The organism is Micromonospora sp. WMMD736 (genome assembly GCF_049179015.1).
In the GTDB taxonomy this organism is placed as follows: domain Bacteria; phylum Actinomycetota; class Actinomycetes; order Mycobacteriales; family Micromonosporaceae; genus Micromonospora.
In genome coordinates, this window is the sequence record NZ_JBMHMI010000001.1 from 6482906 (window position 1) to 6495059 (window position 12154).

8 protein-coding genes are annotated in these 12154 nt (G+C 69.5%); 7 read left to right on the top strand and 1 reads right to left on the bottom strand.

Features of this window, described 5'->3' with window-relative positions:
* Nucleotides 1-92 precede the first annotated feature (92 nt).
* The 5 genes from ACN269_RS29495 to mmsB all read left to right on the top strand — a co-directional run bounded on the left by ACN269_RS29495 (nucleotide 93) and on the right by mmsB (nucleotide 7850).
* The gene (locus ACN269_RS29495; protein ID WP_421475503.1) at nucleotides 93-2228 is read left to right on the top strand and encodes a family 43 glycosylhydrolase; all 2136 of its coding nucleotides are present in this window, start codon (nucleotides 93-95) and stop codon (nucleotides 2226-2228) included.
* Nucleotides 2229-2629: 401 nt separating this feature from the next.
* Complete coding sequence (locus ACN269_RS29500) at nucleotides 2630-3625, top strand: LacI family DNA-binding transcriptional regulator (RefSeq protein WP_396802060.1); 996 nt, start codon at nucleotides 2630-2632, stop codon at nucleotides 3623-3625.
* Nucleotides 3626-3836: 211 nt separating this feature from the next.
* Nucleotides 3837-4982 (top strand): multiple monosaccharide ABC transporter substrate-binding protein, encoded by a 1146-nt coding sequence (gene chvE, locus ACN269_RS29505; RefSeq protein WP_421475504.1) that lies wholly within the window; start codon nucleotides 3837-3839, stop codon nucleotides 4980-4982.
* An 82-nt stretch (nucleotides 4983-5064) separates the two neighbouring features.
* Nucleotides 5065-6603, top strand: coding sequence for a multiple monosaccharide ABC transporter ATP-binding protein (gene mmsA / locus ACN269_RS29510; protein WP_421475505.1), 1539 nt, complete (start codon nucleotides 5065-5067; stop codon nucleotides 6601-6603).
* A complete protein-coding gene (gene mmsB / locus ACN269_RS29515; protein ID WP_421475506.1) occupies nucleotides 6600-7850 on the top strand; it encodes a multiple monosaccharide ABC transporter permease in 1251 nt (416 codons plus the stop codon). Before mmsA ends, mmsB begins: the two co-directional genes overlap by 4 nt.
* A gap of 341 nt (nucleotides 7851-8191) precedes the next feature.
* Here mmsB and ACN269_RS29520 read toward each other — a convergent pair whose 3' ends face one another.
* Nucleotides 8192-9568, bottom strand: coding sequence for a DUF7594 domain-containing protein (locus tag ACN269_RS29520; protein ID WP_421475507.1), 1377 nt, complete (start codon nucleotides 9566-9568; stop codon nucleotides 8192-8194).
* Nucleotides 9569-9791: 223 nt separating this feature from the next.
* Between ACN269_RS29520 and ACN269_RS29525 the strand changes: the two genes are divergently transcribed.
* Both ACN269_RS29525 and ACN269_RS29530 read left to right on the top strand, forming a co-directional pair.
* Nucleotides 9792-11066 carry an MFS transporter gene (locus ACN269_RS29525; protein WP_421475508.1) on the top strand — a complete coding sequence of 425 codons (1275 nt, stop codon included), beginning with the start codon at nucleotides 9792-9794 and terminating at the stop codon, nucleotides 11064-11066.
* A 5-nt stretch (nucleotides 11067-11071) separates the two neighbouring features.
* A complete protein-coding gene (locus ACN269_RS29530; RefSeq protein WP_421476635.1) occupies nucleotides 11072-12049 on the top strand; it encodes a hypothetical protein in 978 nt (325 codons plus the stop codon).
* Nucleotides 12050-12154 lie beyond the last annotated feature (105 nt).

A 12154-nucleotide genomic window follows, 5' to 3' on the forward strand; every position in this document is an offset into this window, starting at 1 on the left:
GATCACATGGCCGGGCGTGGTCAGCTCGGTGCCCCGCCCGGTGCCGCGGACGCCGGCCCAGACCGCACGGTTCGCGTCAGCAGAGGAGGATCATGCTTTCCATCGGTCGGGTTCCCCGGGGTGCGCCACGCCGGCGCAACTGGCTGTCGAGATTGGCCGTCGCCGCGACGGCACTGGTGGTCGGTGGTGCGGCCGTGGCGGTGGCCGCGGCACCCGCGTCGGCGGCCACGGTCGACACCAGCGCGTGGTACGTCCTGGTGAATCGCAACAGTGGCAAGGCGTTGGATGTCTACAACCTGGCCACGAACGACGGTGCGCGGATCACGCAGTGGACGCGTAACAACGGTAATCAGCAGCAGTGGCAGTTCGTGGATTCCGGTGGTGGGTACTACCGGGTCAAGTCGCGGTTGTCGGGCAAGGTGTTGGACGTCTCGGGCCGGTCGACCGCCAATGGTGGGGCGATCGTGCAGTGGTCCGACAATGGTGGGACCAACCAGCAGTTCCGCCTCGCCGACTCCGACGGCGGTTATGTGCGTCTGATCAACCGCAACAGCAACAAGGTCATGGAGGTGCAGGGCGCCTCGACCGCCGACGGTGGCAACATCGTGCAGTACGACGACTGGAACGGCACCAACCAGCAGTGGCAGCTCGTGCGCGTCGACGGCGGGGGCAACCCGACCACGCCGCCACCGACCACGCCACCCCCCACCACGCCGCCCCCGTCGAACGGCACGTTCTCGAACCCGGCCATCTGGCAGGACTTCGCCGACGTCGACATCATCCGGGTGGACAACGTCTACTACCTGACGTCGTCCACCATGCACTACTCGCCGGGCGCTCCGGTGCTGCGCTCGTACGACCTGGTCAACTGGGAGTACGCCGGGCACGCCGTACCCCGGTTGGAGTTCGGCTCGAAGTACGACATGAGCGGTGGCAACGCGTACGTCGACGGGATCTGGGCGTCGACGTTGAACTACCGGCCGAGCAACCGGACCTACTACTGGGCCGGGTGCATCGACTTCGCGCAGACGCACATCTACACCGCGTCGGCCGTCGACGGGACCTGGAGCAAGCACACCACCATCCCCAACTGCTACTACGACGCCGGCATGCTGATCGACGACAACGACACCATGTACGTGGCGTACGGCAACACCACGATCAGCGTCGCGCAGCTCTCCGCCGACGGGAAGTCCCAGGTACGCGCCCAGCAGGTGTACCAGACCCCGTCGAGCATCGGCACGCTGGAGGGCGCCCGGTTCTACAAGCGCAACGGGGCCTACTACATCTGGCTCACCCGGCCGGCCAACGGCCAGTACGTGCTGAAGTCGACCAACGGCCCGTTCGGCCCGTACGAGCAGCGTCAGGTGCTGCTCAACCTGCCCGGTCCCATCTCGGGCGGCGGCGTGCCGCACCAGGGCGGTCTCGTGCAGACCCAGAACGGCGACTGGTACTACATGTCGTTCGTCGACGCGTACCCCGGTGGTCGGATGCCGGCCCTGGCGCCGATCACCTGGACCAGCGACGGCTGGCCGGTGCTGCAGACCGTCAACGGCGCGTGGGGCAGCTCCTACCCGAAGCCGAACCTGCCGGCTCCGCCGCGGGCGGTGAAGCCGCTGACCGGCACCGACACGTTCGCCGGCACCACCCTGGGCCCGCAGTGGGAGTGGAACCACAACCCGGACAACAGCCGGTGGTCGGTCAACAACGGACTGAACCTGCAGACCGCCACGGTGACCGGCGACCTGTACGCGGCCCGCAACACGCTGACACACCGGATCCAGGGCCCCACCTCGACCGCCACCATCGAACTCGACTACTCCACGATGCGCGACGGTGACCGCACCGGCCTGGCGGTGCTGCGCAACTCGTCCGCGTGGATCGGCATCAAGCGGGACAACGGATCGACGCGCCTGGTGATGCAGAACGGGCTCACGATGGACGGTAACTGGAACACCACCAGCACCGGCAGCGAGGCGGCGAGCACCGCCATCTCCGGCGGACGGATCTGGTTGCGCGCCAACGCCGACATCAGACCGGGCTCGGGCCGGCAGGCGCGCTTCTCGTACAGCACCGACGGCGTCAACTTCACGTCCTTCGGCAACGCGCTGACGTTGGCGAACAACTGGCAGTTCTTCATGGGCTACCGGTTCGCCATCTTCAACCACGCCACCCAGGCGCTCGGTGGCTCGGTCAGCGTCCGCCGTTTCGACCTGACCACACCGTGACGCCGGTCACACTATGAGTGAGGTGACGGCGTCACCCACCCCGCCCGGGGAGGGCTCGCGTCGTCACAGCAGACCCGCCGCCGCCCTGTTCCACGCTCTGTCCAGGAGTGTGGAGCGGGGCGGCGGCCCGTCGCGGCCACGTCCGACCGGGGTTCCCGGCGCGCACGTCCGGGCGGAACTCCGGCGCGAGCTGGCACACGCCGTGTCGTTCGCGTTCAGCCGTCCCGTATCCGGGGCGGTCGCTGGCGTAGACTGTCGGCGATCCAGCGCTGGTCACCTGCGATTCAGCACCGGCGTGGTGGCTGAGCGAGGGGGATCGGGCCGGGCCGCTCCAGTCAACGTCGACGGGCCGCGGGTCGGGTTGAGGCGGGGGGAGTGAAATGGCCGTCCACGGTCCCGCGATGACAGATGTCGCTCGTCTGGCCGGTGTCTCCCATCAGACGGTGTCGCGGGTGCTCAACGGGCACCCCAACGTGCGTGAGCAGACCCGGTTACGGGTGCGGGCGGCGATCGCCGAGCTCGGCTACCGCCCGAACGGCGCGGCGCGCGCCCTGGTGACCGGCCGGTCCCAGGTCATCGGTGTGGTGGCACAGAACACGACCCTCTACGGTCCGGCGTCGCTGCTGGCCGCCCTGGAGCAGACCGCCGCGGCGGAGGGCTTCGCCGTCAGCGTCGGCAGCGTGCGCGACCTGGACCACCGTTCCATCTCGGCCGCGGTCGAGCGGCACCTGGCGCACCGGGTCGCCGGCATCGTGGTCATCGCACCGGTGGAGTCGGCCGGCGAAGCGTTGGAGCGGCTACCCAAGGACGTTCCACTGGTGACCGTCGACGGCGATCCGCACCGCCCGGTGCCGTTGGTGACGGTCGACCAGGTGGCGGGCGCGCGGGCGGTGACCCAGCATCTCCTCGACGCCGGGCACCGCACGGTGTGGCACGTGTCGGGGCCGTCCGACTGGTTCGACAGCGCCGGTCGCATCGAGGGCTGGCGTGCGGCGCTGCTCGCCGCGGGGGTGGAGCCACCGCCCCTCATGCACGGGGACTGGTCGGCGGCATCGGGCTACCGGTGCGGGCAGATGCTCGCCCGGATGCCGGAGGTGACCGCCATCTTCACGGCCAACGACCACCTCGCCCTGGGCGTGCTGCGGGCGCTGCACGAGTTCGGGCGCAAGGTGCCCGCCGAGATCAGCGTCGTGGGTTTCGACGACGTGCCGGAAGCGGCGTACTTCATCCCGCCGCTGACCACCGTCCGGCCGGACTTCGACGCGGTGGCGCGGGCGAGTCTGCAGATGTTGCTGACCCAGATCGAGTCGGGCAACGGCAATGGCGGCGGAGCCCTGCGCCAGACCATCGCGCCGACACTTGTCGCCCGTGACAGTGTCGCTCCGCCGCGCCGCTGAGCACGTGTCGAGGCCTCATGACCTGCGGCGGCCGATCAACTGCCGGGAGGGGTTGCGCGAGATCGTGCGAGTGGGGAAGTCTCCGTTACGAGACCGTGACACCGGTATTTCGGATCAAGTGTTGACGTGCCCTATGTGAGCGCTAACACTACCCGAAAGATGACAGGTGGCCCCGGCGGTCGGCGGGGGGAAATCGGGAGAGGAGACGCCCGTGAGCAGGAAATTCCTGGTTGCTCTCGGTAGCGCGGCGTTGGCGTTGAGCTTGGCGGCGTGCAGTGGTGGAGGCGCCGGCAGCGGCGACAACACCAGCGACAAGAAGCCGGGGGACCTGACGATCGGCGTCGCGATGCCGACGCAGACCTCGGAGCGGTGGATCGCCGACGGCAACGCGGTGAAGTCGAAGCTGGAGTCCAAGGGTTACAAGGTCGACCTGCAGTACGCGGGCGACGACATCCCGACCCAGTCGCAGCAGGTCGACCAGATGATCACCCAGGGCGCGGACGTCCTGATCATCGCGGCCATCGACGGCACCGCGCTCAGCGGTCAGCTGCAGGCCGCGGCCGACGCGAAGATCCCGGTCATCTCGTACGACCGGCTCATCCGCGGCAGCAAGAACGTCGACTTCTACGTCAGCTTCGACAACTACAAGGTCGGCGTGGCGCAGGCCACCGCGCTCCTGGTCGGGCTCGGCCTGCAGAACAAGGACGGCTCGAAGGGCACGGCCAAGGGTCCGTTCAACATCGAGCTGTTCGCCGGCTCGCTGGACGACAACAACACGCAGTACTTCTTCGGCGGCGCGATGGACACCCTCAAGCCGTTCATCGACGCGGGCACGCTGAAGGTGAAGTCGAAGCAGACCACCAAGGAGCAGGTGGCCACCCTGCGTTGGCAGCAGGAGACCGCGCAGAAGCGCATGGAGGACCTGCTCACCTCCAGCTACAACGACGGCTCGGTCGTCAACGGGGTCCTCTCGCCGTACGACGGCATCTCCCGGGGCATCATCACCGCCCTGCAGAACGCGGGCTACAGCGCTACCGGCAACAAGAAGCTGCCCGTGGTGACCGGCCAGGACGCCGAGATCGCCTCGATCAAGCTGATCAACGACGGTGTGCAGAACTCGACCGTCTTCAAGGACACCCGCCTGCTGGCCGACCAGGCCGCGAACGCCGCCGAGGCGTTCCTGCAGGACAAGACCCCGCAGGCCAACGACTCCGAGACGTACAACAACGGCGTCAAGGTCGTCCCGTCGTACCTGCTGCCGATCGCGACCGTCTACAAGGACGACATCAAGGCGACGCTGATCGACTCCGGCTACTGGACGGCGGAAGAGGTCGCCGCCGGTCAGGCCAAGAAGTAGGTCACCTCGTCGGGCTCGGCGGGCGACCGCCGAGCCCGACGCCGTGATCGAGCAACGTCCAGACTGACAGAGGACAGTGACCATGGACGACACCATCCTCGAGATGCGTCGTATCACGAAGACCTTCCCCGGAGTGACCGCGCTGGAGGACGTCAACCTCGCGGTACGCCGGGGAGAGATCCACGCCATCTGCGGCGAGAACGGCGCCGGCAAGTCCACCCTCATGAAGGTGCTCTCCGGCGTCCACCCATCCGGCTCGTACGACGGCGAGATCCTCTTCGACGGCAAGCCGATGCAGTTCCGGGGCATCCGGGACAGCGAGGCCAACGGCATCGTCATCATCCACCAGGAGCTCGCCCTGGTGCCCTACCTGTCGATCGCCGAGAACCTCTTCCTGGGCAACGAGCGGCGGGGCCGTACCGGCCTGATCGACTGGAACCGGGCGAACGCCGAGGCGGCGGAGCTGCTGGCGTCCGTCGGGCTGCACGAGAACCCCGTGACCCCGGTCATCCAGCTCGGCGTCGGCAAACAGCAACTCGTGGAGATCGCCAAGGCGCTGTCCAAGAAGGTGCGCCTGCTCATCCTGGACGAGCCGACGGCCGCCCTCAACGACGTCGACTCGGCGCACCTGCTCGGCCTGCTCCGACAGCTCAAGGAGCGGGGCATCACCTGCATCATGATCTCGCACAAGCTCAACGAGATCACCGCGATCGCCGACTCGACCACCGTCATCCGCGACGGTCGTACGGTGGAGACCCTGGACATGCGCGCCGACGACGTCAGTCAGCAGCGCATCATCCGGGGCATGGTCGGCCGCGACATCGAGAGCTTCTACCCCGACCGCGAATCGTCGCCCGGCGAGGAGGTGCTGCGGATCGAGGACTGGTCGGTGCGGCACCCGACCCAGGAGCGGATGGTCGTCGAGGACGTCAACCTGTCGGTGCGCGCCGGTGAGGTGGTCGGCATCGCGGGGCTGATGGGCGCCGGCCGGACCGAGCTGGCGATGAGCGTCTTCGGCCGCTCCTACGGCCGCGACATCAAGGGCAAGCTCTTCATGCACGGTCGGGAGGTCAACGCCCGTACGGTGGCGGAGGCCATCGACAACGGCATCGCGTACGTCACCGAGGACCGCAAGCGGTACGGCCTCAACCTCATCGACGACGTCCGGCGCAACGTCTCCGCGGCCGCCCTGGACCGGCTGGCCCGGTACGGCTGGGTGAACGGCAACGAGGAGATCAAGGTCGCCGAGTCGAGCCGGCGGGACATGAACATCAAGACCACCAGCGTGATGGCGGTGGTCGGCAAGCTCTCCGGCGGCAACCAGCAGAAGGTCGTGCTGTCGAAGTGGCTCTTCACCGACCCGGACGTGCTGATCCTGGACGAGCCGACGCGCGGGATCGACGTCGGGGCCAAGTTCGAGATCTACACGATCATCAACCGGCTGGTGGCCGCCGGCAAGGCGGTGATCGTCATCTCCAGCGAGCTGCCGGAGCTGCTCGGAATGTGTGACCGCATCTACACCCTCGCCGCGGGCCGGATCACCGGTGAGAAGCCGGTGAGCGAGGCGACCCAGGAAAGCCTTATGGAGCTGATGACAAAGGACAAGGAGCTCGTCGGATGACCAGCATCAAAACCCCTTCGACGGAGCGCCCGACACCGTCGGACACCGCGCCGGCCGCCGCTCTGCACACGGGGACGAGCGACCTGCGGGCCCTGGTGCTGAACAACCTCCGGCAGAGCGGGATCTACGTCGCCCTGGTCATCATCGTGGCGCTCTTCGCGGTCCTGACCGACGGCGTGTCACTGAGCCCCGGCAACATCACCAACATCGTCCTGCAGTACTCGTACATCCTGGTCCTCGCGATCGGCATGGTCATCCTGATCATCGGCGGGCACATCGACCTGTCGGTGGGGTCGGTGGTCGCGCTGACCGGGGCGGTGTCCGCAGTCCTCGTGATCCAGCAGGGCCACCCGTGGTGGCTGGGTGTTCTCGCGGCGCTGGCCGTCGGCATCGCGGTCGGCGCGTGGCACGGCTTCTGGGTCGCGTACGCCGGCATCCCGGCGTTCATCGTGACCCTGGCCGGCATGCTGCTGTTCCGTGGTCTCACCCTGCGGGTGCTCGACAACATCTCGCTGTCGCCGTTCCCGGCCGAGTACCAGAAGGTGGCGGCGGGCTTCCTCAACGGCCTGCTCGGCGGTAACGGCTTCGACGCCTTCACGCTGTTGATCGGCGCGATCGCCGTGGCCGGGTACGCGGTGAGCGGCTTCCGCACCCGACTGGCGCGCATCCGCTACCAGCAGCCGGTCGAGTCGTTCCCGCTGTTCGTGGCCCGGGTCGTCGTCGTGGGCGCGGTGATCATGTACTTCGCCTGGCAGCTGGCGCACGCCCGGGGCCTGCCGATCGTGCTGATCATCCTGGCGGTGCTGGTGCTGGTCTATGGTCTGCTCACCCGGCGGACGGTCTTCGGCCGTCAGGTCTACGCGATCGGCGGCAACCTCTCGGCGGCGGCGCTGTCGGGCGTGAAGGTGCGCACGGTCAACTTCTGGATGTTCGTCAACATGGGCTTCCTCGCGGCCGTGGCGGGTGTCATCTACTCGTCGCGGTCCAACGGCGCGCAGCCCGCGGCCGGCAACATGTTCGAGCTGGACGCGATCGCGGCGGCCTTCATCGGCGGCGCGGCGGTCACCGGCGGCGTGGGCACCGTGGTCGGCGCGATGGTCGGTGGTCTGATCATGGCGGTGATGAGCAACGGCATGCAGCTCATGGGCGTCGACCAGTCGACGCAGTCGGTGGTGAAGGGGCTCGTCCTGCTCGTCGCCGTCGCGTTCGACGTCTACAACAAGCGCCGGGCGGCCGGCACCCGCTGACGCCCTGGACGACACGCACGTGTGCCCCTGCCCGATCAACGGGCGGGGGCACACGTCGTTGGCGAGTGGTGCGGGTGGATGGCCCGCTGTTTGTCGGCCTTGTCGGGGTGGGTCGCCCCATGTGTGGTGGGTTGCTGTCGAGCTGCCCCAGATATGGGCCGCGCGTCCGTCCGCGCCGCGATCGGATGCCTGGACGGTCCCGGCATGAGACCCACCAGCCGGCCCCCGTGCTGTGCCCCACATCTGGGGCAGCTCGACAGCGAGCGCGTCAGGTAATTCCCGCCCGCCGGGCCACGCCGGGATCCCGCTGCACCACCCCCTGGTGCAGCGGGATCAGAGCGTCAGTGGCAGTTGCCGGTGCCGCTGTCGGAGTAGGTCTGGCCGGCGACCGGCACGAACTGCCAGTCGTAGCTGCCGGCGTGCAGGGTGAACTTCAGGACTCCCCACGCCGAGCTGTTGCGCGCCTCGCTGTTGGGCTGGATGGTGCCGAAGCCGTAGTGGTCCGCGCCGCCCATGCCGGCGACGAAGCTGCGCAGTCCCCGGCTGGCGTCGTAGCTCCCGGACGGGTTCATCGGGCCGAACCGCTCGTACACGTGGTTGTGGCCCCACACCACGACGTCGGCGTTGTAGTCGTAGAGCGCCTGGTACAGCGGGCGCGTCGACGTGGACGGCGCATGGTCGGAGCTGGACGTGAAGAGCGGGTGGTGCCAGTACGCGATCGTGCACGGCTTGGTGCTGGCCGCGAGGTCGGCGCGCAGCCACTGCTCCTGGGCGGAGCCGGCCGACATGCTGACGTTCGAGTTCAGCGACACGACGTGCCAGTTGCCGAGGTCGTAGGAGTAGTAGCCCCGGCCGCTCGGGCCGGCGGTCGTACCGAAGTAGTTGTAGTAGCCGGTGGCGCCCGACGTGTTGTAGTCGTGGTTGCCCGGCGACGGACGGGTACGGCTCTTGTGCCGGCCCCAGGTGGGCTCGTAGTAGCTGGCGAACTGCGCCGCCGTGCCGCTGTCGTAGACGTTGTCGCCGGTGGTGAAGACCGTGCCGGAGATGGTGTCGAGCAGCGCGGCGGTGGCCGTGTCGCCGGAGCCGGAGGTGGCGATGTCGCCGGCCCCGACGAGGATCGGGTCGCCGGAGGGTGGCGTCGTGGTCCCGGTCGTGACGACCAGTTGCGGCGCGTCGGCTCCGCTCTCGCGGGTGTCGTAGTACGCGCCGTCGCCGCTGGTCGAGGTGGCGCCGAAGCTGTACGTGCCGTTGCCGGTGACCGCCGAGGTGACGTCGACCTCGTACCAGGTGTTGCCGGCGACCGCGCCGAGCGTCCCCAGGGTGGCGCCGTCGATGGCCGGCTGGTTGTTCCAGGTGGTGCCGGTCTCCGACCAGGTGGTGCTGGACATCCTCCGGAACGTGCCACCGGCGTCGCTGCCGCTGTTGCCGCTGATCGTGCGCAGCCGCAGCTTGGCGCTGGTGACCGTGCCGCTGACCCCGCTCACCGTGAAGCGCAGGAACATGCGCCGGGCGGGCGAGTTGTCGACCACGACCTGCGTGGACGTGCCGTAGTTGGTGGCTGCCGTGTCGCTCTGGACGTAGGTGTCGGCGACCGGCGTGAACGTCACGCTCGCCGCGGAGGCGGTGCCCGAGCCGGTCAGGACGACGGCGGCGGTGGCGGCGACGAGCACCGCGACCGTGCCGACCGTGACCGGTGGGCGGGCGATTCGAATGTCCATCCAGGACCCCTTCGTTGCGGGTGGAGAGCGCAAGGAACGTAGAAAGGTCGATGAACCGGCGCACTGCCGCCAGGTGAACAGTACGCTCAGACAGCGAAACATCTCGATGTTTGCGTGATGTTCACCCGCCGCATGCCCGCCCGCCGCCGGCACCGTCTTGTGGCCCGCCGGGACGGATCGTCACGATGGCTGACCGTCGCCCACCGATGTCCAGGAGATGCGCGTGTACCTGTCGACCGTCTCCCGCCCGGTCACCGACCCACCCGGGCCGCGCCGCCGCCGGCTCGCCCTGGTCAGCGGCAACGTGGTCGCGCTCGGCGCGGTCAGCCTGATCACCGATGTCTCGGCCGAGATGGTGGCCGCCGTCCTGCCGCTCTACCTGGTGCTGGGCCTGCAACTCAGCCCGGTGGCCTTCGGTGTGCTCGACGGCGTCCACACCGGTGCGACCGCGCTGCTGCGGGTCGTCGGCGGCTTCGTCGCCGACCGGTTCCGGCGGCGCAAACTCGTCGCCGGTGTCGGTTACGCGCTCTCGGCGGTCGCCAAGCTCGGCCTGCTGCTCGCCGGCCGGTCGGTCCCCGCCATCGGCGCGGTCATCGCCGTCGACCGGCTCGGCAAGGGCGTGCGCAGTGCGCCCCGGGACGCGCTCATCACGCTCTCCACCCCGCCCGAGGCGCTGGGTCGGGCGTTCGGGGTGCACCGGGCCATGGACAGCGTCGGCGCGTTCCTCGGGCCGCTCGCCGCGTTCGCCGTCCTGCTGGCCGTCGGGCAGTCGTACGACGCGGTCTTCGTCACCAGCTTCTGCGTCGCCGCCCTGGCGGTCGTCGTGCTCGTGCTGTTCGTCCGGGAGCGCCCGGACGGTAGGTCGGATGACGCACCGGACGAGCCCCGGGTCTCCGTCGGCGAGGCGTGGGGCCTGCTGCGCAGCCGTCCGGCCCGTCGGCTGCTGCTGGCCGCGACGATGCTCGGCCTGGCCACCATCGGCGACGGTTTCGTCTACCTGGTGCTGCAACGCCGCGAGGACCTGGGTCTGCGGTGGTTCCCCCTGCTGGCGGTGGGCACCAGCCTCGCGTACCTGCTGCTCGCCGCCCCGCTCGGTGTCCTCGCCGACCGGATCGGGCGGCTGCCGGTGGTGGTGGGCGGCTACGTCGCCCTCGGCGCGACCTACCTGCTGTTGTCCGGCCCGTTGCACGGCTGGCCGGCGCTCGTGCTCACGCTGACGCTCTACGGCGCGTTCTACGCGGCCACCGACGGCGTGCTCATCGCGCTCGCCGGGCCGGTGCTGCCACCGCGGCTGCGCACCACCGGGATCGCGCTGGTGCAGACCGGGCAGGCGCTGGCGTACCTCGTCTCCTCGATCCTGTTCGGTCTCGCCTGGCAGGCCTGGGGGCCGCAGACGGCGGTCCGGGCGGCGGCCGTCGCCGTCGCCGGTGTCCTGGTGGTCACCGTGCTCCTGCTGGCTTCCCCGTCCCGTCTGATCCCTCGGAAGGTGTCCTCGTGACCGCGATGTCGACCCGGGCGAAGCTCGGCGTGGTGGCCGCCTCGGCGGTGCTGTTGGCCGGCGGGGCGGTGGGCTACGCGGCCATCGCCGCCGAGCCGCCCCCGACCCCGCCGCCGGCCGCCGCCGGGGACCGGGCGGTCACGCTGACGCCGGGTCCGCGCCTGCTGGCCGTCACCGACCGGTACGTCTCCAGCGTCGCCACCGCCGACCCCGCCGGGCCGCGTACCGTCTCGGGTCTGGAATGCCTGCGGGTGTACGCGGCGGCCGGCACCGGTGTCTGCCTGAAGCCGGATACCGCGTGGTCGTACCAGGTGGTGGTGCTCGACGCGGCGCTTAACCAGAAGCGGACGCTGAGCGTGCCGGGCCTGCCCAACCGGGCCCGGGTGTCGGCGTCGGGCCGGATGGTCTCCTGGACGACGTTCGTCGGGGGCGACTCCTACACGGCGAGCGGCTTCTCCACCCGCACCGGCATCCTCGACACGGTCACCGGGGCGACCGTCCCGTCGCTGGAGGGCTTCGCCGTCACGCGGGACGGCCGTGCCTACCGCAGCCCGGACGTCAACTACTGGGGCGTCACCTTCACCGCCGACGACAACCGGTTCTACGCGACCATGTCGACCGGCGGAAAGCGCTACCTGGTACGCGGCGACCTGGCCGCCCGGACCGTGGCGACGCTACGGGAGAACGTCGAGTGCCCCTCGCTGTCGCCCGACGGCACCCGGATCGCCTTCAAGCAGGCGATCGACGCCGACCCCCGCAAGGGCTGGCGGCTGTCGGTCCTCGACCTGGCCTCGGGGCGGATCACCGCGACGGCGGAGACCGCCAGCGTGGACGACCAGGCGGCCTGGCTCGACGACGCGACGCTCGCCTACACGCTGCGCCAGAGCGACGGCCGGCCGGACGTCTTCGGCGTCCCCGCCGACGGCTCCGGTACGCCGAAACTGCTGATCCCCAACGCCGAGTCGCCGTCGCCACTGACCTGACGACCCGGCCGCCCGGCGCGACACCTGACGGCCTTGACGCGGCCAACGTCCCGTCATGTCGGCTTCCGCGCCACAGCCTTCGCCGTTCATCGACGGCCTCGAAGG